The 22423-nt window shown below is 64.0% G+C and carries 20 protein-coding genes and 1 pseudogene; 7 read left to right on the top strand and 14 right to left on the bottom strand.

Annotation, left to right across the window (positions count from 1 at the left end; translation table 11 throughout):
- Positions 1-22 precede the first annotated feature (22 nt).
- The 9 genes from LB520_RS15430 to LB520_RS15470 form a co-directional block, all read right to left on the bottom strand.
- Positions 23-1471, bottom strand: coding sequence for a S8 family serine peptidase (locus LB520_RS15430; protein ID WP_224638053.1), 1449 nt, complete (start codon positions 1469-1471; stop codon positions 23-25).
- Positions 1461-2126, bottom strand: coding sequence for an anti-sigma factor (locus LB520_RS15435; protein WP_224638054.1), 666 nt, complete (start codon positions 2124-2126; stop codon positions 1461-1463). The genes LB520_RS15430 and LB520_RS15435 overlap by 11 nt, the downstream gene beginning before the upstream one ends.
- A complete protein-coding gene (locus LB520_RS15440; protein ID WP_224638055.1) occupies positions 2123-2689 on the bottom strand; it encodes a sigma-70 family RNA polymerase sigma factor in 567 nt (188 codons plus the stop codon). The genes LB520_RS15435 and LB520_RS15440 overlap by 4 nt, the downstream gene beginning before the upstream one ends.
- Positions 2690-2970: 281 nt before the next feature.
- On the bottom strand, positions 2971-3810 hold the full coding sequence (locus tag LB520_RS15445) for an alkaline phosphatase family protein (protein ID WP_224638056.1): 840 nt from the start codon (positions 3808-3810) through the stop codon (positions 2971-2973).
- Positions 3811-4030: 220 nt separating this feature from the next.
- Positions 4031-5686, bottom strand: a complete 1656-nt coding sequence (locus LB520_RS15450) for an ABC transporter ATP-binding protein (protein ID WP_224638057.1) — start codon at positions 5684-5686, stop codon at positions 4031-4033.
- Positions 5686-6510, bottom strand: a complete 825-nt coding sequence (locus LB520_RS15455) for an ABC transporter permease (protein ID WP_224532594.1) — start codon at positions 6508-6510, stop codon at positions 5686-5688. Before LB520_RS15455 ends, LB520_RS15450 begins: the two co-directional genes overlap by 1 nt.
- 12 nt (positions 6511-6522) lie before the next feature.
- On the bottom strand, positions 6523-7482 hold the full coding sequence (locus LB520_RS15460) for an ABC transporter permease (RefSeq protein WP_095769415.1): 960 nt from the start codon (positions 7480-7482) through the stop codon (positions 6523-6525).
- Positions 7483-7498: 16 nt separating this feature from the next.
- The gene (locus tag LB520_RS15465) at positions 7499-9085 is read right to left on the bottom strand and encodes an ABC transporter substrate-binding protein (protein ID WP_095769414.1); all 1587 of its coding nucleotides are present in this window, start codon (positions 9083-9085) and stop codon (positions 7499-7501) included.
- 148 nt (positions 9086-9233) lie between these two features.
- Positions 9234-11219: a CocE/NonD family hydrolase gene (locus tag LB520_RS15470; RefSeq protein WP_224638058.1), complete on the bottom strand. Its 1986-nt coding sequence runs from the start codon at positions 11217-11219 to the stop codon at positions 9234-9236.
- A gap of 185 nt (positions 11220-11404) precedes the next feature.
- Here LB520_RS15470 and LB520_RS15475 point away from each other — a divergent pair.
- Both LB520_RS15475 and LB520_RS15480 read left to right on the top strand, forming a co-directional pair.
- Positions 11405-11658: pseudogene (locus LB520_RS15475) on the top strand (BrnT family toxin).
- Positions 11645-11956, top strand: coding sequence for a BrnA antitoxin family protein (locus tag LB520_RS15480; RefSeq protein WP_140679043.1), 312 nt, complete (start codon positions 11645-11647; stop codon positions 11954-11956). The pseudogene LB520_RS15475 and the gene LB520_RS15480 overlap by 14 nt, the downstream one beginning before the upstream one ends.
- Before the next feature lie 10 nt (positions 11957-11966).
- On the opposite strand, the gene LB520_RS15485 is transcribed toward LB520_RS15480, so the two are convergent.
- From LB520_RS15485 to puuE, 4 genes are all read right to left on the bottom strand, one after another.
- Entirely contained in the window at positions 11967-12560 is a 594-nt protein-coding gene (locus tag LB520_RS15485; protein WP_224638059.1) for a nucleoside deaminase, read from the bottom strand.
- Positions 12561-12575: 15 nt separating this feature from the next.
- Entirely contained in the window at positions 12576-13067 is a 492-nt protein-coding gene (locus tag LB520_RS15490) for an ureidoglycolate lyase (RefSeq protein ID WP_140844707.1), read from the bottom strand.
- Positions 13064-13924, bottom strand: a complete 861-nt coding sequence (locus LB520_RS15495) for a bifunctional allantoicase/(S)-ureidoglycine aminohydrolase (protein ID WP_224638060.1) — start codon at positions 13922-13924, stop codon at positions 13064-13066. Before LB520_RS15495 ends, LB520_RS15490 begins: the two co-directional genes overlap by 4 nt.
- A 98-nt stretch (positions 13925-14022) precedes the next feature.
- On the bottom strand, positions 14023-15447 hold the full coding sequence (gene puuE, locus LB520_RS15500) for an allantoinase PuuE (protein WP_224638061.1): 1425 nt from the start codon (positions 15445-15447) through the stop codon (positions 14023-14025).
- A 169-nt stretch (positions 15448-15616) separates the two neighbouring features.
- On the opposite strand from puuE, the gene uraH reads away from it, so the two are divergent.
- Genes uraH through xdhC form a run of 4 tightly spaced genes read left to right on the top strand, consistent with a single transcriptional unit; the run spans position 15617 to position 20789 of the window.
- On the top strand, positions 15617-15991 hold the full coding sequence (gene uraH / locus LB520_RS15505) for a hydroxyisourate hydrolase (protein ID WP_224532603.1): 375 nt from the start codon (positions 15617-15619) through the stop codon (positions 15989-15991).
- Positions 15992-15994: 3 nt separating this feature from the next.
- The gene (gene xdhA / locus LB520_RS15510) at positions 15995-17470 is read left to right on the top strand and encodes a xanthine dehydrogenase small subunit (RefSeq protein WP_224638062.1); all 1476 of its coding nucleotides are present in this window, start codon (positions 15995-15997) and stop codon (positions 17468-17470) included.
- Positions 17470-19833, top strand: a complete 2364-nt coding sequence (xdhB, locus tag LB520_RS15515) for a xanthine dehydrogenase molybdopterin binding subunit (RefSeq protein WP_224638063.1) — start codon at positions 17470-17472, stop codon at positions 19831-19833. Before xdhA ends, xdhB begins: the two co-directional genes overlap by 1 nt.
- 53 nt (positions 19834-19886) lie before the next feature.
- Positions 19887-20789, top strand: coding sequence for a xanthine dehydrogenase accessory protein XdhC (xdhC, locus tag LB520_RS15520; RefSeq protein ID WP_224638064.1), 903 nt, complete (start codon positions 19887-19889; stop codon positions 20787-20789).
- A gap of 37 nt (positions 20790-20826) precedes the next feature.
- Here xdhC and dps read toward each other — a convergent pair whose 3' ends face one another.
- The gene (dps, locus tag LB520_RS15525) at positions 20827-21315 is read right to left on the bottom strand and encodes a DNA starvation/stationary phase protection protein Dps (protein ID WP_140628686.1); all 489 of its coding nucleotides are present in this window, start codon (positions 21313-21315) and stop codon (positions 20827-20829) included.
- A gap of 225 nt (positions 21316-21540) precedes the next feature.
- Between dps and LB520_RS15530 the strand changes: the two genes are divergently transcribed.
- Positions 21541-22371 (top strand): PhzF family phenazine biosynthesis protein, encoded by an 831-nt coding sequence (locus LB520_RS15530; protein ID WP_224638065.1) that lies wholly within the window; start codon positions 21541-21543, stop codon positions 22369-22371.
- Positions 22372-22423: the final 52 nt, after the last annotated feature.

Consider the following 22423-nt stretch of genomic DNA (forward strand, 5'->3'; position numbering starts at 1 on the left):
TTTGATAGCCGACTGCTTTGATTTACTCCTTCGCCGCTCCGGCCGCCTTGATGTCCAGCAACCCATAGCCGAAATCACTGTCCCGCCCCTTCGGCCCCAGATCCTTGGCCGTGGCCGCCAGCGCCTTCTCGATGTCGTCGGCAGAGCGGTCGGGCGCGGCGTGGATCAGATTGGCGATGGCGCCGGACACGATCGCGGCGGCGAAGGAGGTGCCGGTGACGACGTCCGAGCCGGCGCCGCTCGGCGCCACCATCTCGACGCCCGGCGCCGAGATGAAGACATAGGCGCCGCGATTGGCTTGCGGCATCAGCCCGTCCTTGGCGTCGGTGGCGGTCACCGCGATCACGCCGTCGAAGGCGGCCGGATAGCCATAGGGCGCTTTCGGGCCGTTGTTGCCAGCGGCGGCCACCAGCACCATGCCCATCGCCCGCGCATTGCGGCAGGCGGTGCCGAGCAGGTCGTTCTTCGGGCCGACGAAGCTCATATTGATGATGCGCACATTCTGCTCGGCCGCCCAGTCGAGCGCCGACAGGATGACGTCCATGGTCGACTTGCCGCCTTCGAAGGCGCGGGCGTGATAGATTTTGGCGCCGGGCGCCATGCCTTCCAGCGGACCGACACCGGCAATCAGTCCGTCGACCGAGGTGCCGTGGTCGCGCTTCTCGATCGGCACGTTCGGCATGGCATCGTATTGGCCGGCGATGACGCCGGCGAGCGCCGGGTTCCTGTCGTCAATGCCGGTGTCGATGACGGCGACCCGCACATTCTCGCCGCTCGCCTGCTTGGCATCGAGCGCGATGCGCTCGAAGGCGTAGTTGACGATGCCCGCCGCCTGCTGCAGCGAATAGATATGGTTGGGCTCGCGCCGCTGCGTGCGCCCATCGGCTGCCAGCTGCGCCAGCACGACGCCGACCGGCCGCCCGTCGGTGATGCCGAAGCGCACCAAGGTGGTGCCGAGCAGCAGCGACTGGCGCTGCGAGCGCACCTGCAGGCCGAAGGAATTGGCGATCTGCTGTACGACGCCGGCGCCGCCGTCGACCGTCACCAGCACCTCGTCGGGCACGAACTCGCCGGCGATCGCGCGCGGCGGCTCCGCCAGGTTGAGGCCTTGCGGCACCGTGACGGGTCCGCTCGGCGCCGGCGCGGGCGGCGGCGTGGTGCCGGAACCGTTCGATGACGATGTTCCGTTCGCCGGCGTTTGCGGGGCGGCGCCCGCCGGCGGATTCGGGAACAGGTCAACGATCAGCGCCGGCAGGAACACCGCGCCGCCGGTGGCCGTGCCCGGCGTCGCGCCGCCATTCCTGGCACCGCCGTCCTTGTCGCAGTCGCCGCCGGCCGCCGTCGTGCGGTCCAGGCAATCGAGCTGTTTTTGCGTCAGGTTCGGATCGTTGGTCTGCGCGGAGGCAGGCGCGGCGACAAATGCCGCCGCCGCAAGGAGCGCCGCATGCAGAATGACCGCTTTAGCCGCCATCGGCCGGTTTCCTTCCCTGCACCACAGCCTCCGCGAAAGGCTGGGCAGCAATGAGGCCGACGAGCCTGTCATAGTCGGCTGCCGTGCTGGCCGGGATCGTCAGGTGGAATACGCCGTCCGCGGTCGGGCCGCCGGCGATCTTCAACCCGTTCTGGCCCAGGAAGGCGGCGATATCGGCCATTTTGGCGTCCGGCTTGAACTTGACCAGCGCGAAAGGCAGCTTCGCCAGATCGTCCTGGGCGCCGGCCACTTCGAAGTCGTTACCCTTGCCGCCCGGCTGTTCGAAGGACTGCACGATGACCAACGCAAGCAGCGCCGCGGCAGCCGCCCAGGCGACACCGGCAGGCATTGCCGTCACCCGGCCGAAGACTCTTGCCAGCCAGGATTGGCCGGGCGTTCGCACCGGACCGGCCTCGGCGTCCAGCGCCTTGGAGAAGCGGGAGAACGCGTCGGCGGGCGGCCGGATCGCCTCGTTGGCGGCTGCGGTGCCGGAGAACTCGGCCTCCGCTTCGCCAAGCGCATTCATCGCCGCCGGATCGGTGGCCAGCCACTCCTCGACGGCCTCCAGCTCGGCGCCTTCCAGCGAGCCGTTCAGGTAGAACGGCAGCAGCGTTTCCATCTCGTCGCGACGCGACATCTTTTCAGCGGCGCTCATGGCCAACCCCTGTCGTAACCGGCGGCCTTGAGGGCTTCGCCGAGTTTCTTGCGGGCGTAGAACATCCTGGTCTTGACCGTCGCGACCGGGATGTCGAGCACCTCGCCGATCTCGGTCACCGACTGGCCATGATAATAGGCAAGGTCGATCACCGTGCGGTGTTCCTCCGGCAGGGCATCGATGAAGCGCCGCAAGGCGGCGGCCTTGTCTTCCTTCATGGTCACGACTTCCGGCGTGTCGGCGCCGTCGGGAACTTGCGCGGCGTCGTCGTCGTCGATCCAATCTTCCTTCTTCTTGCGCAGCATGGATAGCGCCTTGAAGCGGGCGATGCCGAGCAGCCACGTGGAAACTTCAGAGCGGCCCTCGAAACTGGGCGCCTGTTTCCACAGCTCCAGAAAAACCTCATTCGTGATATCGTCGGCCATCATTTCCGATCCCGTCTGGCGCGCCACGAAGCGGTAGATCCGCGCGTGGTGACGCATGAACAGGAGCCGGACGGCGGCCCGGTCGCCCTTCGCGACCCGGTCCACAAGCGCGCGATCGGTTTCCGTCGCCGCATTCATGGCCGATCGAGCCGCCTGGCTCCTCGAAGCTCTGTCGCTGATCGGTCCAAAAAGGTTCACCCTCCGCCAAGGATTCTTTGGAGGCTAACTGAAGAGCGGGGAGGTTGCCAGTAGGGACGCTTTTCCTTCTCCCCTTGTGGGACAAGGTGTCGCCGAAGGCGACGGATGAGGGGTGCTCCAGGGAATGCCGACGTCTCACTGCGCTGGAACACCCCTCATCCGTCTCGGCGCTGCGCGCCGATCCACCTTCTCCGCACAGGGGGGAGAAGGGAAGGTGGCGCTTACCCCAAAAACGCCTTCGCCTTCATCGTCTCCGGTATCGTCACGCCAAGCCGGCTCAGCACTGTTGGCGCGAGCTGCAGCTGGTCGAGCAGCGTGTCGGCCTCGGGCCCCTTCGCAGGCCCGAAATAATAGAGCGCGAAATCCTGCATCTCGTCATCATGGCCGCCATGGTGGCCGCGATCGGTCTGGCCATGGTCGGCCGTCACGATCACTTCATAGCCGGCTTGGCGCCATTGCGGCAGGAAGGCAGCGAGCATGCCGTCCATGGCGTAGCAGGCATGGTCCATCTCGTGGCAGTCATGGCCGAAGCGGTGACCCATCGAATCCAGCGTGCAGGTGTGCAGGATGCCGTAGTCGATGCGATGGCGTTTGGTCAGCATCGTCAGCGTCGCGAACAGGTCGACATCGCTTGGCGTCATCTGATTCTTGAGATTGTAGCCGGTCATGGTGTGGAAGCGGCCATGCGTGATCGGCCCGCTTGGCTCGTCGAACTCCATGTCCTCGATAAGGTCGAACGGATACGAGCGGAAGAATTCCGACCAGTAGGAATGGGTCACGGCGCCCGTCCTGCCGCCGGCCTTGCTCACTTCCGAAAAAATGTCCGGCTGCGTGACGCGAAAGCGGTTCTCGTTGGAAAGAATGCCGTGCACCTGCGGCGTGACACCGGTGTGGATCGAGGCGTAGCAGCAGGCGGACGTCGACGGCAGCACCGAGCGCATCTTCCACACCTGCGCCTCGCCCGATTGTGCCCAGCCCTCGAGATTGCCCATCAGCCGGCGCCAGTTCCGGTAGGGCACGCCGTCGAGGATGATGAGCAGCAGTTTGGATTTGAGCGCCACGGAACGTTCCTGGGATTGTTCTTCGAAACGAGAGCGCCGCGTGTCGCGGACACGCGGCGCCCTTGGATAGCGTGATATCAGGCGTTCAGCCAGCACTCGCAGAGCGCGTAGCCGTCCGTCATCTCGCCATCGGGGTTCTTCACCAGCCACCGACCTTCTTGGTGTTGGCGGCGACGCTACTCCGTGCGGAAAGCCGCTTAACAGTTCTGCGGGAATTGCGTCAGTTGCCGGCGCTTTCCATGCGCCGGCCCTTGATGGCCTTCTCCAGCCAGCCGATTTCCATTTCGGGAACGGAGGACAACAGAAGGTCGGTGTAGGCGTCGAAGGGCGGCGTCAGAACCTTGCTCTTGGAGCCGTAGCGCACCACCTCGCCGCGATACATCACCGCGATCGAATCGGCGATCGACTTCACCGTCGCGAGGTCGTGGGTGATGAAGAGGTAGGCCACCTCCTCGATCTGCTGCAGGTTGAGCAGCAGCTTGAGGATGCCGTGGGCGACCAGCGGATCGAGCGCCGAGGTCACCTCGTCGCAGATGATCAGCTTCGGCTTGGCGGCGAGCGAGCGGGCGATGCAGACGCGCTGCTTCTGGCCGCCGGAAAGCTCGGCCGGATAGCGGTCGATGAAGCCCTTGCCCATCTCGATCTCGTCGAGCAGTTCGGCGACGCGCTTGTCGCGCTCGCGGCCCTTCATGCCGAAATAGAACTCCAGCGGCCGGCCGATGATGGTGCCTACCGTCTGGCGCGGATTCATCGCCACGTCGGCCATCTGGTAGATCATCTGCAGCTGGCGAAGGTCCTCCTTCGGCCGGTCGGCGAGCCTGTTGGCAAGCGTGCGGCCGTCGAAGACGACGCTACCTTTCTCGGGCGGCAAGAGACCGGTGATGGCGCGCGCCAGCGTCGATTTGCCGGAACCGCTCTCGCCGACCACGGCCAGCGTCTGGCCCGGAAAGATGTCGACCGAAACGTTCTTCAGCACCTTGACGTGGCCGCCGCCATAGGCGGCCGTCACGTTCTTCACCGATAGCATCGGCGTCGTGCCCGGCTGCTGTTCCTGGTGTTCGATCTGATGCACCGAGACCAGGGCGTTGGTGTATTCCTGGCGCGGCTCCTTGATGATCTGGCGGGTGCCGCCCCATTCGACGAGCCGACCGTGACGCAGCACCATGATCTCGTCGGACACTTGTGCCACGACGGCTAGATCGTGGGTGATGTAAAGGGCCGCGACATGGGTGTCGCGGATGGCATCCTTGATCGCTGACAGCACGTCGATCTGCGTCGTCACGTCGAGGGCCGTCGTCGGCTCGTCGAAGACGATCAGGTCCGGCTCCGAGCACAACGCCATCGCCGTCATCACGCGCTGCAGCTGGCCGCCCGATACCTGGTGCGGGAAGCGTTGGCCGATCGTTTCGGGATTGGGCAGGCTGAGCTTCCTGAACAGGGCGACGGCGCGTTTCTCGGCTTCGGCGCGGGTCGCGGTGCCGTGCAGGAGGGTAGCCTCCACCACTTGGTCCATCAGCCGGTGCGCCGGATTGAAGGCCGCCGCAGCCGACTGGGCGACATAACAGACTTCGCGGCCGCGCAGCTTGCGCAGGCCTTCCTTGCCGCCTTTCAGTATGTCGCGGCCGTTGAGGATGACCTCGCCGCCGGTAATCCGAACGCCGCCGCGGCCATAGCCCATCGACGACAGGCCGATGGTCGACTTGCCGGCGCCGGACTCGCCGATCAGCCCAAGCACCTTGCCCTTCTCCAGCGTCAGCGAAACGTCGTGGACAAGCGTGATGGTCCTAGGTGCTTCGCCCGGCGGATAGACCGTCGCTTCGATGCGCAGGTTGCGGATGTCGAGGAGAGGACCGGACTTTGCTTTGCCGTCAACCATCAGCCGCGTCCTCCCTTCAGGCTCGTCGTGCGATTGAGCACCCAGTCGGCGACGAGATTGACCGAGATCGCCAGTGCCGCGATCGCCGCCGCCGGGATGAGCGCCGCCGGAATGCCGAACACGATGCCGTCCTTGTTCTCCTTGACCATGCCGCCCCAGTCGGCATCCGGCGGCTGCACGCCGAGGCCGAGGAAGGACAGTGTCGACAGGAACAGCACGGCATAGATGAAGCGCAGGCCTAGTTCCGAGACCAGCGGCGACAGCGCATTGGGAAGGATCTCGCGGAAGATGATCCAGCCGCTGCCTTCGCCGCGCAGCTTCGCTGCCTCGACATAGTCCATGACGTTGATGTCGACGGCGACCGCGCGCGACAGTCGGTAGACGCGGGTCGAATCGAGGATGCCCATGACCAGGATCAGCGTCACTAGGTTCGACGGCAGCACCGAAAGCACGACGAGGCCCATGATCAGCGTCGGGATCGACATGAGGAGGTCGACGAGCCGCGACAGGATCGTGTCGTACCAGCCGCCGAATACCGCCGCCGAAAAGCCGAGAATGGCGCCGAGCGAGAACGACAGCGCCGTCGCCAGCACTGCGATGAACAGCGTGATGCGGGCGCCGTAGATCATGCGCGACAACAGATCGCGGCCGAGATTGTCGGTGCCCAGCCAGTGCGCGGCCGACATCGGCTCCCACACGTCGCCGATGATCTCGGCGTTGCCGTGCGGCGCGATCAAGGGCGCGAAGATTGCCGCCAGCACGAACAGCGCGGTCAGCACCAGGCCGACCAGCGATGGCAGGGGGATGCGTCTGATATCGAGCATATCGGCCGCCCCCTACTTCGGATGCCTGAGTCGCGGATTGGCGACGATCGCCGCAATGTCTGCGATGATGTTGAGGGTGATATAGACGGCGGCGAAGATCAAGCCGACCGCCTGCACGACCGGCACGTCGCGCTTCGTGACGTGGTCGACCAGATATTGCCCCATGCCTGGATAGACAAAGATCACCTCGACCACGACGACGCCGACCACCAGATAGGCAAGGTTGAGCATGACGACGTTAATGATCGGCGCGATCGCGTTCGGGAAGGCATGCTTGCGGATAACGGCAGCGGCCGACAGCCCCTTGAGTTCCGCCGTCTCGACATAGGCCGACTGCATGACGTTGAGGATCGCCGCACGCGTCATGCGCATCATATGGGCGAGCACCACCAGAGTCAGCGCCGCCGCAGGCAGCGCGATAGCCTGCAGGCGCTCACCCAAAGGCATTCCGTCATAGACGGTTGAGATGGCCGGGAACCACTGGTGCTGGACTGCGAAGTAGAAGACGAGCAGATAGCCGATGAAGAACTCCGGGAAGGAGGTCGAGGCAAGCGCCACGCCGGAGATCAGCTTGTCGACCCAGCCATTGCGGTAGCGCACCGCGATCAACCCAAGCGTGATCGCCAGCGGGATAGCCACGATGGCCGCCCAGAAGGCCAGGAACAGCGTATTCCACAGCCGTTCCTTGATCGAAGTCGCGATGTCCTGGCCGCTCGACATGGCGGTGCCGAGATCGCCGGTCAGCACGCCGCCCAGCCAGTGGAAGTAACGGATATAGGCAGGCTGGTTGAGCCCGAGCTGCTCGCGCAGATTGGCCAGCGACTCCGGGGTCGCCGATTGTCCAAGGATGGCTTGCGCGACGTCGCCGGGCAGAATCTGCGTGCCGGCGAAGATCAGGACCGAAACGGCCAGCAGAAGGAGGATGCCCAGCGCAATGCGCTGGGCCACCAGTTTCACGATGGGTGAGGACATCTCCGCAAGGCCGTGCTCAGGCTTCGAGCCAGCACTTCGCCAGCGCGTAGCCGTTGCAAAGCTCCTGATGCGGATCCTCCACCCAGCCAGCCACCTTGGGGCCTGTTGCGTCGATGAACTGATTGAACATCGGCAGGATCAGGCCGCCTTCGTCGCGCACCATGACGGCCATGTCGTGGTAGATCGCCTTGCGCTTGGCCTCGTCGAGTTCGGCGCGCGCGGCCAGCACCATCTTGTCGAAGTCCGGGCGCTTGAAACGCGTGTCGTTCCAATCGGCGGTCGACAGATAGGCGGTCGAGTACATCTGGTCCTGGGTCGAGCGACCGCCCCAATAGGAGGCGCAGAAGGGCTGCTTGTTCCAGACTTCGTTCCAATAGCCGTCGCCGGGCTCGCGCTTGAGCTCGATCTTGATGCCGGCCTTTGCGGCGCTCTGCTGGAAAAGCTGGGATGCATCGACAGCGCCCGGGAAGGCGACGTCTGAGGTCCTAAGCAGCACAGGGCCGTCATGGCCGGACTTCTTGTAGTGGAATTTGGCCTTGTCCGGATCGTACTTGCGCTGCTCGATCTCGGTGAATAGCGGGTAGGAGGCGTTGATCGGGAAATCGTTGCCGAGCGAGCCGTAGCCGCGTAGCACTTTTTTCAACATCTCCTCGCGGTCGATCGCCAGCTTCAACGCCATCCTGAGATCGTTGTTGTCGAACGGCGCCGTGTTGCAATGCATGATGAACACGTAGTGGCCCGGACCGGAGTGGTTGCGGATGGTGACGCCAGGCACGCGCTTGATCAGATCGACGATCTTTGGCTCGACGCGGTTGATCATGTTGACCTGGCCGCCCTGCAGGGCCGCCGTGCGCGCTGTCGCATCGTTGATGACGATGATTTCGATCTGGTCGGCGTGGCCCATCTTGTCGCCCTGCCAGTAATTGGCGAAGCGTTCGCCGCCATGGCGCACGCCGGGCTCATTGACCTTGACCTTGTACGGACCGGCGCCGATGCCCGCATCGGCCTTGTCCTTGCCGCCGTTCGGCTGCACGATCAGGTGATAGTCGCTGAGGAGGTAGGGGAGGTCGGCGTTGGGCTCCTTCAGCGTCAGCACCACTTCCTTGCCGTTGACCTTGATGGTGTCGATGCCCTTCATGTAGCCCAGCGCGCCGGACTTGGACTTCTCGTCCGAATGACGCTCGAGCGTGGCAGCGACGTCTTCTGCGGTAACCGTCTTGCCGTTGTGGAATTCGATGCCGTCGCGGATTTTCAGCGTCCAGACCTTGGCGTCGTCCGAAGAGCCGATCTCCTCGGCGATGCGGTTCTCCAGCTTGCCGTCGGGCGAGAGCTCCACGATCAATTCGCCCCACATTTTGCCGAAGGCGAAGGGCACCTGGGTCATGAACAGGGCCGGATCGAGGCTGTTGGTGGATTCTCCGCCGACCAGGCCGGCCTTCAGCGTGCCGCCCTTGACCGGGCCGGCAGCGCGCACGGCGCTGGAGAGCAGCGAGTTGGCGAAGGTAGCGGTGACGCCGAGCGCCGCGGCGCGACCGAGAAAATCGCGACGGCTAAGTTTTCCGGCCGCGACTCGCCGGCTGAGATAGTCGAGTTCGTTGGACATTCTGGTTCCTCACTCTGGGTATCCGACCTTATGGTCGTTTCTTGCTATTGGAGGAGATAATGACCGTAAGGGAAAGCGGCAGGCAAGACCGAATGCGACATACGGTGGCGTAAATCGCACGTCGCATTTGGACCAATCTTGTTCCGACTCAAACCAGCGAGCGGGGAATCGCTTGCTCGAAGTCGCGTTTGAAGATCAGCTTTTCGCCCTCATAGGCTTCGATTCTGGCGCTGACGATGAAGTTTGCGGCGTCCGATCGCATCTCGGCAAAAGTCTCGGTCCGCACCGACCATTCATTGCGCGACAAGGTCTGCGTCCAATGCGTGGCTCCGGTGGCCGACAGCGGGTCGTCGGGATGGATCGTCCATGTCTCGCGCACGATGCTGCCATTGGCCAGCCCATGGTCGATGTCGCGCACCTCGCCGAAATCGTCGGTTATGGAAAGCCTAACCAGCCCGGTCTTCTCGTCGCGATCGACATGGCGTTCGGAATTCGGCTGCCTGATCGTCTCGGTCGCCCACGGCGTCGCGCCTTCCGGCTCAGGGAATGAAACCTCATCCCCTCTTGCCAGCGGACGCCGCGGCAGCTTCAGCGTCGCCTTGACGAGATCCAGCCGTACCGGTTCCGGTGAGGGCCAGATCATCGGCCAATAAGCGGTCGAAACGGCGATGCGCAATTTGTGGCCGGCCGGCACACGATAGGCGCATTGGTCGAGCACGACGCGCGCCGAAACCGTCTGCCCGGGAACCAGCGGTTCGGGGAATTCATGCGAGTTGCGGTGCGTGAGATTGAGCACGCCATAGGAGATCAGCTCCGAGGCGCCGTCCGGATGCACGTCGCAGAGCCGCACCGCGATGTTGGCCTGCGGCCGGTCGGAGGCAAGCTGGACATCGAGCTCCGGCGCCCCGACTATGTCGATCGCTTCGCCGAGCTCGGGTTGATCGAAACAAACCGACAGCGCGTCGTCGGGGCGTTGGTCGCCCGGCAGTTCCGGCCCGAAGGTGAAGGGAAAATATTCGCCGCCGGCAAGTCCGCAGGTCTGCGGCGACGCGACGATCGCGGGCTTGGCGCCGTCGGGGATGAGCTCGATCGTCTCAAGCTTGATGTTGGCCGACGGCCAGGTCTGCTCGGCCACCCAGCGGCCCAGCCGCTCGGGATGCCAGCGCGCCGGGCGCACGCTGTCCATCACGTAGGCGCGGTAGGCCGGATCGGCCTCGACGCCGGTTTCAGCGCCCTTCAGCCAGCGGTCCCACCAGCGCAGCGCTTCCTGCAGGAAGCCGATCGCCGGCTTGGGCCCGGCGTAATGCGGGTATTTGTGGATCCAGGGACCGACGATACCTTTGACCGGCGACTCGATGTTGGTGACGAGATTGGAGATCGTGTTGCGGTAGCCGTCATGCCAGCCACCGATCGACAGCACGGCCGCCTGAACAGCCGAAAAATCCTCGCAGATCGAGCCGCGTTTCCAATAGGCGTCGCGATGCTGGTGGCCGAGCCAGAGCGGCAGAAGGAAAGGCTGGTTCTCCAGCCGGTTAAGCCACAAATCCCGCCAGCGGTTGCCGCCGGCAATCGCCGGATCCGGAGGCCGCGACGAATAGGACAGCATCGTCGAGGCCCAGCCGAAATTTTCCAAGAGCAGGCAGCCGCCCTTGTAGTGGATGTCGTCGGCATAGCGGTCGACCGTCGAGCATAGGCTGATCACCGCCTTCAGCGCCGGCGGCTGCTTCGCCGCCACCTGCAGGCAGTTGAAGCCGCCCCATGAAATGCCCATCATGCCGACATTGCCGTTGCACCAGGGCTGCGCGGCCGCCCAAGCGATGACGTCGCAGGCGTCCTGCAATTCCTGCTCGGAATATTCGTCGTCCATCAGCCCTTCGGAATCACCATTGCCGCGCATGTCGACGCGGATCGAGGCGTAGCCGTGCCCGGCGAAATAGGGATGGGTGAGCTGATCGCGAAAGATGGTGCCGTCGCGCTTGCGGTAGGGCAGGTGCTCAAGGATCGCCGGCACCGGATCGTCAGTCGCGTCCTCCGGCATCCAGACGCGCGCCGACAGCCGGCAGCCATCCGGCATGACAATGCCCATATCGGGAAATTCGACGACTTTGCGGGGGAATTCGGTGACGGTTTTCATGGGGCGCATAACGCTACGCGGTGCGCCGACTTTCAATCGCCATTCGCGACTGGAGCATCAAAAAATGCGACCTGGGTCGTTAGCGAACGCAGCCTCGATTATCCGGCTTCCTCTTGCATCCCCCGGGTAATTTATGTATTACGTTTATTCACGTGGTCCGACGCAGACACAATGGATGATCTCGCCTGAAAATCGTTTGGGATGAGCCAAAACGGGTGACGAATCTCGCAAGCCGGGGTCTCGACTTCGCCGATCTCGATATCGAGTTTTTTGCCACGTCAATCGTCCTCCCGGCAAAGCCGGTCGGCTGAAGGCGATTGGAGAATATGGAGAGATCATTCTCGCCGTGATCTTCAAGCCGCTTGGTTCCGAAGCGATCTCGGTGATCTCGATGCGTCATGCCAGCCGAAAGGAAAGGTCCGTATATGAGCAACACTAAGTCACACATTCGGCGGCTTACCGATGCCGAGGAAGCCGAAATTCAAAGACAGATTGCTGCCGATCCCGAGGACGGGGAGGCGACCGACGAACAGCTGGCACAAGCCAAGCCTTTCGCGGAAGCGCTCCCGGAACTTTTCGAGAGCATAAGGCGTTCCCGTGGCCGACCCGCCCTGGAGAAACCAAAGCAAGTCGTCTCCATCCGCCTCGACCAGGACGTTGTCAGAAAATTCAAGGCGACCGGCAAGGGTTGGCAGGCTCGGATAAATGAAGTGCTGAAAAACGCGAAGGTAAGGTAGGCTACACACTTCAGTTCAGCGGAATGTCGTTGTCGGCCTTGCTTGCCTGATAGGCCTCCGACAGCTCGTCATAGCGCGCCGAAATCCTGCCGATCCGAGCCTCCAGCCGCTTGCGCTCAGCGTCGGGCAAAGCCCTGACCAGCCTGCGTATGGAAAAGCTCTTCCAATAGGCGTTCTCAGCATTGTAGCCGCCCGGATCCAGGGTGAAGACCTCTTTCAGGATTTTCAGATCATGCGGGATGGCAAAACTGTCGCGCGAATCCTCATGGCTGAAGAGGTAGTAGAAATTGTCGAAACCGGTCCAGGTGATCGCCGACAGGCAGAGCGAGCAGGGCTCGTGCGTGGCGACGAACAGCGCATCCTTGGTGTCGATGCGCTCGGCCTTGGGCATCTCGTAGAAGCGCTTCAGGCAGTGCACCTCGCCATGCCAGAGCGGATTTTCCATCTCGTTGTTGGTCTCGGCCAGCACCAGCGAACGGTCGTCTTTCCGCAGGATCGCGGCGCCGAACAGCTTGTTGCCATGGGCGACGCCTTGCGCCGTCTTCGGCACGATGTCGTGCTCGATCACATCGAGTAGGCGGTCGATCAGCGAAATGTCGGTCATGGGATTCGCGAGTTTTCAGGGAAGGTGAATCTCGTAAGGATGCGAGAAATGGAACTCTTCGAGATTGGAGCCGTCGCCGCCGCGGTCGACGATGAGGAAATCCTGTTCCTCGCCGATCGGCGTCAGCACGCCGTGCCAGAGGTTGCGGCGGTAGTTGATGCCTTGTCCGGGGCCGGCGAGAAAGGCATGCGGCTCACCCGGACCGTCCTTGGTGTCATGGCAGACGACCACCAGGAACGGCCGCGGCGACAGCGGGATGAAGGCCTGGCTGCCGAGCGGATGGCGCTCGACCATGGTGAGCTTGAGCGGCATCTCATAGGGCGTGCCGCGCACCATCGAGATCAGCACGCGCGCATTCGGGCCTGCGGCCTCGGCGGTGGCGAGGTCGTGATAGCGCATCGCCTTGCCGCCATTGATCGGGTAGCGGTTGTCGCCGCCCATGTCGATGACGTCGCCGAAGGGCGCGAAGTTCTCGCGGGTCAGCGGTCGGGCGACGATGCGGCTCACCGTGCCTTGCCCCCAAGATAGCCGGCAAGCCTGGCGTGCCTGTTGACGTCCTTGTAGAGCAGGTAGCGGAAATTGCCGGGGCCGCCGGCATAGCAGGCCTGTGGGCAGAAGGCGCGCAGCCACATGAAATCGCCGGCTTCGACCTCGACCCAGTCCTGGTTGAGGCGGTAGACCGCCTTGCCTTCCAGCACATAGAGCCCATGCTCCATGACATGGGTTTCGGCGAAGGGGATAACCGCACCCGGCTTCAGCGTCACGATGGTGACATGCATGTCGTGGCGCATGTCGGCCGGGTCGACGAAGCGGGTCGTTGCCCAGCGCCCTTCCGTGCCTGGCATCGGGCTCGGCGCCACGTCCTGGTCGCTGGAGAAGAAGGCTTCCGGCGCGTCGAGGCCATCGACCGCCTCATAGGCCTTGCGAATCCAGTGGAAGCGAACGGCGCTGCCGCTCTCGTTGCGCACCGTCCAGCCGCTCGACGGCGGCAGGAAGGCAAAGCCGCCGGGGGCAAGTACATGTTTTTTGCCGGCAAGCGAAACGGTGAGCTCGCCCTCGACGACGAACAGCACACCCTCGGCGCCAGCGTCGAGTTCGGGCCGGTCGCTGCCGCCCCCAGGCAGAACTTCGACGATGTATTGCGAGAACGTCTCGGCGAAGCCCGAGAGCGGCCTTGCGATGATCCAGGCCCGCGTCTCGTCCCAGAACGGCAGTGGGCTGGTGACGATGTCCTTCATCACGCCCCTGGGGATGACTGCATAGGCCTCGGTGAAGACGGCGCGGCCGGTCAGAAGCTCGTTCTGGCCGGGATGGCCGCCATGCGGGGCGTAATAGGTTCGCTCGGCAGTCTTGATCATATCCATCGGTCCTGGCCCTCAGAGCAATTCCAGGAAAAGTATGAAGCGGTTAGGTCGGCGGCTTCGCCGTGGCCTTCCATACGGAATTGCGTGAAAAACAAACATTAGAGTGGGAGCATGTCTTTCAGGCGAAGCAGCGCGATGCGTTCGACCTGTTTGCAGGCGGTTTCGAACTCGGCGCCGCGGCTGTTGCCGATCCGCGCCTCGAACTCCGCCAGGATTTCGTCCTTGGTCTTGCCCTTGACCGCGATGATGAAGGGGAAGCCGAAGGTGGTGACATAGGCGGCGTTGAGTTTCGAGAACAGCTCGCGCTCCTTGTCGGTCAGCGCGTCGAGCCCGGCGGAGGCCTGCTCCTTGGCCGATTCCGGCGTCAGCCGCTTGGCCGCCGCCAGCTTGCCGGCGAGGTCCGGATGGGCATTGAGGACGGAAAGCCGTTCGGCCTCGCTCGCCGCGCGGAAGACGCGGCAGAGCGCATTGTGCAGGCCGCCCGCGCTGTCATGCGCGGGCCCGAGTTCCAGTTCGTAGGCGCGCTCGGCGATCCAGGGCGAATGCTCGAACACTCCGCCGAAGGCATGCACGAATTCCTCGAACCCCATCCGCGACGGCCGCAGCGCCGGTGCCTCGTAGGGGTGCGTCTCGCGCCAGTGTTTGGCGATGTCGATGCGCCGTGTCAGCCACACCTTGTCATGCGATTTCACATAGTCGACGAAGCGCTTCAGCGCCGCGACCCGTCCGGGACGGCCGACCAGCCGGCAATGCAGGCCGATATTCATCATGCGCGGCCTGCCCGCCTTGCCCTCGGCATAGAGCGTATCGAAACTGTCCTTCAGATAGGCGAAGAACTGGTCGCCGGAGTTGAAGCCCTGCGGCGTCGCGAAGCGCATGTCATTGGCGTCGAGCGTGTAGGGGATGATGAGCTGCGGCTTCTCCAGCCCGTCGCGGTCGAACCAGTAGGGCAGTTCGTCGTCATAGGTATCGGAGACGTAGTCGAAGCCGCCTTCCTCGGCGACGAGCCGTACCGTGTTGACCGAAGTGCGGCCGGTGTACCAGCCGGTCGGCCGCGCGCCGGTCACCTCGTAATGCAGCTTGATCGTCTCTTCGAGATCGCGCCGCTCGTCCTCGGCCGAGTGGTCGCGATAGTCGATCCATTTCAGGCCGTGCGAGGCGATTTCCCAGCCGGCCTCCTGCATCGCCGCGACCTGGTCGGGCGAGCGCGCGAGCGCGGTGGCGACGCCATAGCAGGTCACCGGCACCTGCGCTTCGGTGAACAGCCGGTGGAGCCGCCAGAAGCCGGCCCGCGCGCCGTATTCATAGATCGATTCCATGTTCCAATGGCGTTGGCCAACCCAGGGCGCCGCGCCGACGATTTCGGACAGGAAGGCTTCCGAAGCCTTGTCGCCATGCAGCACGCAGTTCTCGCCGCCCTCTTCATAGTTGACGACGAACTGCACCGCGACATGCGCGCCGCCGGGCCATTTCGGATCCGGCGGATTTGCCCCGTAACCGCGCATGTCCCGATCGTAACGCATTGCCGCTCCTGCCCGATGGTCGAGATGAAGATATCGAAAGGAGTGCGCATGCATTCCCCCGAAAATTTTTGAAAGTGCTTTTTGCCACGCTCCGCTCGACCGGGGCTTATGCATAGCCTTTAATTGGCGCACAATTGACCTGAAACTGAACCGGGATGGGAGGCGGCCAGTGGCAGAGACGTCGAAAGCCGATGGCGGGCGCCTGACGACCCATGTGCTCGACACCGCGGCCGGCCGGCCTGCAAAGGGCCTGTCGATCGGCCTTTTTCGCATCGAGGGCCAGGGCCGCACGCACCTCAAGACCGTCGCCACCAACGATGACGGGCGCTGCGACGCGCCGCTGCTTGCCGGCGCCGATTTCCGCACCGGCGAATATGAACTGGTCTTCGCCGCCGGCGACTATCTGCGCGGCCAGGGGATCGACCTGCCGCAACCTGCTTTCCTCGACATCGTGCCGATCCGCTTCGGCATGGCGGAGGCACGGCACTACCACGTCCCGCTCTTGATTTCGCCTTACGGCTACTCGACCTATCGGGGGAGCTGAGACATGGCTGAGACCCGCAACGAAATACGCTTCATCCTGAACGGCAGCGACGTGGCGCTGAAAGACGTCGCGCCCGATGCGACCTTGCTCGACTGGCTGCGGCTCAACCGCTCGCTGCGCGGCACCAAGGAAGGCTGCGCCGAGGGCGATTGCGGCGCCTGCACGGTGCTGGTCGGCAAGCTCTCCACCGAAGGTCTCGTCTATGAAAGCGTCAATGCCTGCATCCGCTTCGTGGGCTCGCTCGACGGCACCCATGTCGTCACCGTGGAGCATCTGCGCGGCGACGGTGAAAAACTGCATCCGGTGCAGCAGGCGATGGTCGATTTCCACGGCTCGCAATGCGGCTTCTGCACGCCGGGCTTCATTATGTCGCTCTACGGACTGTGGATGAAGACGCCCGACCCGTCCAACGCGGCGATCGAAAAGGCTCTGCAGGGCAATCTCTGCCGCTGCACCGGCTATGAGGCGATCATGCGCGCCGCGCACGCCATTTCGAGCTACGGCAGGGCGGCTAAGGATCCGCTGGCCGTGGAGCGCGACGACATCACCGCGCGGCTGAAGGCACTGCGCGATGGCGCCAGGGTCGAGATCGGGTCGGGCAAGGCGCGGCTGATCGTGCCGGCCAGCGTCGACGATTTCGCAGCCTTCCTCGAGAAGGAACCGGGCGCCACCATCGTCGCCGGCTCGACCGATGTCGGCCTGTGGGTCACCAAACATATGCGCGACATCTCGCCGGCGATCTTCATCGGCGGCCTCGACGGCTTGCGTACGACCTCGGAAAAAGACGGCGTCATCACCATCGGCGCCGGCGTGACCTACACCGAAGCCTTCGAGACGCTGTCGAAGCGTGTCCCGGCATTGGGGCCGCTCGTCGACCGCATCGGCGGCGAGCAGGTCCGCAACATGGGCACCATCGGCGGCAACATCGCCAACGGCTCGCCGATCGGCGACATGCCGCCGCCATTGATCGCGCTCGGCGCGCAGCTCACGCTGCGCAAGGGCGAGGCCCGCCGCACCATACCGCTCGAAACCTTCTTCATCGCCTATAGCAAGCAGGACCGTCAGCCTGGCGAATTCGTCGAATCCGTGCATGTGCCGGTGCCGGCAAAGGAAACGAAGTTTGCCGTCTATAAGGTCACCAAGCGTCGCGACGAGGATATCACCGCGACGCTCGGGGCATTCTACCTGACCTTGGCCAAGGATGGCGCGGTAGCCGACATCCGCATCGCCTATGGCGGCATGGCGGCGACGCCGAAGCGCGCCGCGGCAGTCGAAAAGGCGCTTATTGGCAAAACCTGGAGTGAAGCGACGGTAGAGGCCGCGATGGCGCAATACGCCAGCGACTTCACGCCGCTGACCGACATGCGCGCGACCGCCGAATACCGGGCGCTGGCGGCAAAGAACCTTCTGCTGCGCTTCTATATCGAGACGACCGGAACGAAAGCGCCGTTCCAGGTCTCGCGCAACGAGGCCGCCTGATGAACAAGCACGCCACTCCCAATCTCAAGGCGGAAAAGATCGCAGGCGGTGTCGCCACCGACCAGCGGCACGATTCCGCGCACAAGCATGTCAGCGGCGCCGCCGTCTATATCGACGACATGCCGGAGCCTGCCGGCACGCTGCATATTGGCCTCGGCCTGTCGAAGATCGCGCACGGCACGCTGAAAAGCGTCGACCTGTCGGCCGTGCGTTCGGCGCCGGGCGTGGTCGATGTGCTGACCTATGCCGACGTGCCCGGCGAGAACGATGTTTCGCCGAGCAACATGCATGACGATCCGGTGCTCGCCGAGGGCAAGATTGAGTTTTACGGCCAGCCGATCTTCGCCGTGGTTGCCGAGACGCGTGAGGAAGCGCGCCGCGCGGCGCGGCTCGCCAAAATCGAATATGACGAGCTTCCGGCCGTCATCGACATCTGGAATCTCGACCCGGTCAACGACAAGCAGGTCACCACGCCGCTGATCCTGAAGCGCGGCGATGCGGCTGCGGCGATTGCCGCCGCGCCGCGCCGTATCAAGAACCGCATGTGGCTCGGCGGCCAGGACCATTTCTACCTGGAAGGCCAGGTTTCGCTCGCCGTTCCTGGCGAGGACGACGAAGTGATCGTCTATTGCTCGACGCAGGGGCCGAGCGAGACGCAGCATCTGGTCGCCCATGCGCTCGGCGTGCCGAGCCATGCGGTCACGGTCGAAGTGCGCCGCATGGGCGGCGGTTTCGGCGGCAAGGAAACGCAGGCCAACCAATGCGCTGCGATCGCGGCCATCGCCGCCAAGAAGCTGAAGCGGGCGGTGAAGATCCGGCTCGACCGCGACGAGGACATGACCGCCACCGGCAAGCGCCATGACTTCGCCATCGACTATGAGGTCGGCTTCGACGACGAGGGCAACATCCTCGGCGTCGACTTCACCTACGCCTTGCGCTGCGGGTTTTCCGCCGACCTGTCCGGCCCGGTCGGCGACCGCGCGCTGTTCCACTGCGACAATGCCTATTTCTATCCTGCGGTGCATGCGAAATCGGCGCCGCTCTACACCAACACCGTCTCCAATACCGCCTTCCGCGGCTTCGGCGGTCCACAAGGCATGGTCGGCGCGGAGCGCGTCATCGACGAGGTTGCCTTCGCCGTCGGCAAGGACTCGCTCGAGATCCGCAAGCTGAATTTCTACGATCCGATGGAGGCGATCGGCGAGCGCAGCGTCACGCCCTATCATCAAAAGGTCGAGGACTGCATCATCCAGCGCATCGTGGCCGAGCTGGAGGAAAGCGCCAACTATGCGCGGCGACGCCGCGAGATCAGCGCCTTCAACAACAACAGCCGCTTCATCAAGCGTGGTCTGGCGCTGACGCCGGTAAAGTTCGGCATCTCCTTCACCAAGACGGAAGCCAACCAGGCCGGCGCGCTGGTGCATGTCTATGCCGACGGCTCCGTCCATATGAACCATGGCGGCACCGAGATGGGCCAGGGCCTGCACCTCAAGGTGGCGCAGGTCGTGGCCGAGGAGTTCCAGATCGATCTTGACCGGGTCAAGATCACCGCCACCACCACCGCCAAGGTGCCGAACACCTCGCCGACGGCCGCGTCGTCCGGCGCCGACCTCAACGGCATGGCGGCGCAGGACGCCGCCCGCCAGATCCGCAAGCGGCTGACCGATTTCGCCGCCGACAAATATCAGGTGCCGCACGATCAGGTCGTGTTCCTGCCCAACCGGGTGCGCATCGGCAACCAGGAAGTGGCGTTCAACGATCTGGTCAAGCAGGCCTATATCAATCGCATCCAGCTCTCGGCGGCCGGTTTCTACAAGACGCCGAAGATCCATTGGGACCGCAGCAAGGGCCGCGGCCATGCCTTCTACTATTACGCCTATGGCGCGGCCTGCTCGGAAGTCTCGGTCGACACGCTGACTGGCGAATATGTCGTCGAGCGCACCGATATCCTGCATGACGCCGGCCGTTCGCTGAACCGGGCTATCGACCTCGGCCAGGTCGAGGGCGGCTTCATCCAGGGCATGGGCTGGCTGACGACGGAGGAGCTGTGGTGGGACGACAGCGGCCGGCTGCGTACGCATGCGCCGTCGACTTACAAGATTCCGCTCGCGTCCGACCGTCCGAAGATATTCAACGTTAAGCTGACCGACTGGTCGTCTGCCTATGAACCGACCATCCACCGCTCCAAGGCTGTAGGCGAGCCGCCGCTGCCGCACGGCATGTCGGTGCTGCATGCGCTGTCGGACGCGGTGGCCAGCGTCGCGGATCACAAGATCTGTCCGCGCCTCGACGCGCCGGCGACGCCCGAACGGGTGCTGATGGCGATCGAGAGGTTGAAGCGGGAAGCCGCGAAGCCGGCTTAAAACGTGCAATTCGGGCCGAAAAACCCTATATTTCCCAAGTGGAAATGCAGACGATGAACTCGAAAGCGCAACAGCTGAAGGAATTCCTCGGCCGGGTCGGCCGGGCTGCGTTGGTTGAAGTGGCGGCGACGAAGGGTTCGACGCCGCGCGAAGCCGGTGCCTTCATGCTTGTCTCGGCATCGTCGATTTTCGGCACCATCGGCGGCGGTCAGCTCGAATACATGGCGATCGACAAGGCGCGGCAGGTATTGAATGCAGGGCAGCGGTCGCGATCTCCGGCCGGTGAAGCCCGTACCGAGGTCGATGAGATCTGCGCAACGCTTGACGTTCCGCTCGGGCCGGAGATCGGCCAATGCTGCGGCGGCCGCGTGAAGGTGTCGATCCGCCTCGTCGATGCTTCGCTGGAGCAGCAGCTGATCGCCAACGCTGAATCGGAAGAGGCGCGTCTGCCGCATGTCTATCTGTTCGGCGGCGGCCATGTCGGTCGGGCATTGGCAGCTTCGCTGGCGCTGCTGCCGATCCATGTCTTCGTCGTCGAGACCCGCGCCGAGGCGCTGGAAGGCATGCCGGAAACGGTGGAGACGCGGCTGACATCGTTGCCCGAAGCCGTGGTGCGCGAGGCGCCGGCGGGATCGGCCTTCGCGATCCTGACCCATGATCATGCGCTGGATTTCTTGATCGTCGCCGAGGCGCTGAAGCGCGACGACAGCGCCTATGTCGGCATGATCGGCTCGAAGACCAAGAAGGCGACCTTCAGGAACTGGTTCCTGAAATCCGCCGAGGGCAGCGAAGCGCAGTTCGCCCGGCTCGTCTCGCCGATCGGCGGCAATGCGGTGAAGGACAAGCGCCCGCCGGTGATTGCAGCGCTCGCCGCCGCAGAGATCATGACGGCGCTGGTGTCGCACGGCGCCCAGCCGGCTGCTTCGGCCGCGCCCGAAAAGACGATGGCGGGCTAACCTGCCGGCCATGTTGTGAAAGCCGGGAAGCGCCTGGCTATTCTTTTTCCTGCGTGTGCGCCTCGAGGAACCACAGCAATTTGTCGAGCGAGCGCGAATAGGCGGTGAAGATGTCCGCCGTATCGCGATCGCCGGCGTCGTCGGCCTCGTCGATTGCTTCGCGGGTCAGCTTGGCGGCCGTGGCATAGCGGTCGATCAACGCCGCCAGATGATCCTTGGTCTTGTGGATGTCGGTCGGATAAGGCCTCAGCTTGGTCGCCTTCGACACTTCCTGCGAGGTGCCGTGCGCGGTGCCGCCGAGCTGCACGGCGCGCTCGGCGATGATGTCGACATGGCCGTCGATCTCCTCGCGGAATTCGTCCAGCATCTCGTGGATGGCGATGAATTGCGGGCCCTTGACGTTCCAATGCGCCTGCTTGGTGATCAGCGCCAGGTCGATGGCGTCGGCAAGCCTGGCGTTGAGCAGATCGATCGATTCCTTCTTGGCATCGGATTTGAGGTCGTTCTTGGTGACGATGGCGTCCATGGTCGGCTCCTGTCCCGCTGCGTCGCATGATGAAAGCTGAAGGCGGCCCGAACGACCGCCAACCGTCAGAACGGTGATGACCGGAATTTCGTTCCGCGTTGGATCGAGGGGCACCATCCCCGATTGCAGGTGTGACTGGCGCTCACCGCTGCTTGCTGCTTTCCTCATTTCCCAAAGCGGCGCGAAACGTGTTTGTTGCGCCTCACGGATAACGGGGTCAGGAACATGGACATATTGAAGATCGCCGCATTTTCGGACGGGAACACCGGCGGCAATCCCGCCGGCGTGGTGATTGGCGAGACGCTGCCCGACGTCGCCGACATGCAGCGTGTCGCGGCGGATGTCGGTTTCTCGGAAACCGCCTTCGCGGCGCCCGAGGGCGACGTCTGGCGCGTGCGCTATTTTTCGCCGGAGTCGGAAGTGCCGTTCTGCGGCCATGCCACGATCGCGCTCGGCGCGGCGCTGGTCGGAAAGTTCGGCGACGGCATCTTCAGGCTGATTCTCAACCAGGCGGACATCACCGTCGAAGGCTTTCGCGATGGCGCCAACTTTGCCGCCGCCTTGCAGTCGCCACCGACGCGCAGCAAGGCCGCATCCTCGGAACTGGTCGGCGAAGCGCTCGCCTTGCTTGGCTATCAGCCGGGCGATCTCGATCCCGCCATTCCGCCGGCGCTCATCCATGGCGGCGCCGATCATCTCGTGCTGGCGCTGAAGTCGCGCGCGGCGTTGGCCGCCATGGCCTATGACTTGAAGCAGGGCCAGTCCTTCATGCGGCGCGAAGGCCTGGTCACCATCCTGCTCGCCCATGCCGAGACACCGCGCCTCTTTCACACGCGCAATCCCTTCGCGTCCGGCGGCGTCTACGAGGATCCTGCGACGGGCGCTGCGACCGCTGCCTTTGCCGGCTATCTGCGTGATCTCGGCTGGCCGCATGGCGGCGCCATCGACATCGTCCAAGGCGAGGATATGGGTATGCGCTCGCGCCTTCATGCCGATATTCCACCGGCCCCCGGCAGCTCGATCAGGGTGTCCGGCACGGCCAGGCTAATGGACTGATCCGAGGCCATTCCAGGAAAAAGTGCGCCGCGGCTAGGCCCGGCGCCTTTCG

Source organism: Mesorhizobium sp. CA12, assembly GCF_020165255.1.
Classification (GTDB): domain Bacteria; phylum Pseudomonadota; class Alphaproteobacteria; order Rhizobiales; family Rhizobiaceae; genus Mesorhizobium.

What these genes read in the sequence shown, in the direction of transcription:
- puuE (WP_224638061.1), bottom strand. Translation starts at nt 15,447, where the DNA reads ATGCGTTACGATCGGGACATGCGCGGTTACGGGGCAAATCCGCCGGAT.
- LB520_RS15470 (WP_224638058.1), bottom strand. Translation starts at nt 11,219, where the DNA reads ATGAAAACCGTCACCGAATTCCCCCGCAAAGTCGTCGAATTTCCCGAT.
- LB520_RS15495 (WP_224638060.1), bottom strand. Translation starts at nt 13,924, where the DNA reads ATGGATATGATCAAGACTGCCGAGCGAACCTATTACGCCCCGCATGGC.
- LB520_RS15485 (WP_224638059.1), bottom strand. Translation starts at nt 12,560, where the DNA reads ATGACCGACATTTCGCTGATCGACCGCCTACTCGATGTGATCGAGCAC.
- LB520_RS15450 (WP_224638057.1), bottom strand. Translation starts at nt 5,686, where the DNA reads ATGGTTGACGGCAAAGCAAAGTCCGGTCCTCTCCTCGACATCCGCAAC.
- LB520_RS15435 (WP_224638054.1), bottom strand. Translation starts at nt 2,126, where the DNA reads ATGAGCGCCGCTGAAAAGATGTCGCGTCGCGACGAGATGGAAACGCTG.
- LB520_RS15460 (WP_095769415.1), bottom strand. Translation starts at nt 7,482, where the DNA reads ATGTCCTCACCCATCGTGAAACTGGTGGCCCAGCGCATTGCGCTGGGC.
- xdhB (WP_224638063.1), top strand. Translation starts at nt 17,470, where the DNA reads ATGAACAAGCACGCCACTCCCAATCTCAAGGCGGAAAAGATCGCAGGC.
- dps (WP_140628686.1), bottom strand. Translation starts at nt 21,315, where the DNA reads ATGGACGCCATCGTCACCAAGAACGACCTCAAATCCGATGCCAAGAAG.
- LB520_RS15440 (WP_224638055.1), bottom strand. Translation starts at nt 2,689, where the DNA reads ATGAATGCGGCGACGGAAACCGATCGCGCGCTTGTGGACCGGGTCGCG.
- LB520_RS15465 (WP_095769414.1), bottom strand. Translation starts at nt 9,085, where the DNA reads ATGTCCAACGAACTCGACTATCTCAGCCGGCGAGTCGCGGCCGGAAAA.
- LB520_RS15530 (WP_224638065.1), top strand. Translation starts at nt 21,541, where the DNA reads ATGGACATATTGAAGATCGCCGCATTTTCGGACGGGAACACCGGCGGC.
- xdhA (WP_224638062.1), top strand. Translation starts at nt 15,995, where the DNA reads ATGGCTGAGACCCGCAACGAAATACGCTTCATCCTGAACGGCAGCGAC.
- xdhC (WP_224638064.1), top strand. Translation starts at nt 19,887, where the DNA reads ATGAACTCGAAAGCGCAACAGCTGAAGGAATTCCTCGGCCGGGTCGGC.
- LB520_RS15480 (WP_140679043.1), top strand. Translation starts at nt 11,645, where the DNA reads ATGAGCAACACTAAGTCACACATTCGGCGGCTTACCGATGCCGAGGAA.
- LB520_RS15455 (WP_224532594.1), bottom strand. Translation starts at nt 6,510, where the DNA reads ATGCTCGATATCAGACGCATCCCCCTGCCATCGCTGGTCGGCCTGGTG.
- LB520_RS15430 (WP_224638053.1), bottom strand. Translation starts at nt 1,471, where the DNA reads ATGGCGGCTAAAGCGGTCATTCTGCATGCGGCGCTCCTTGCGGCGGCG.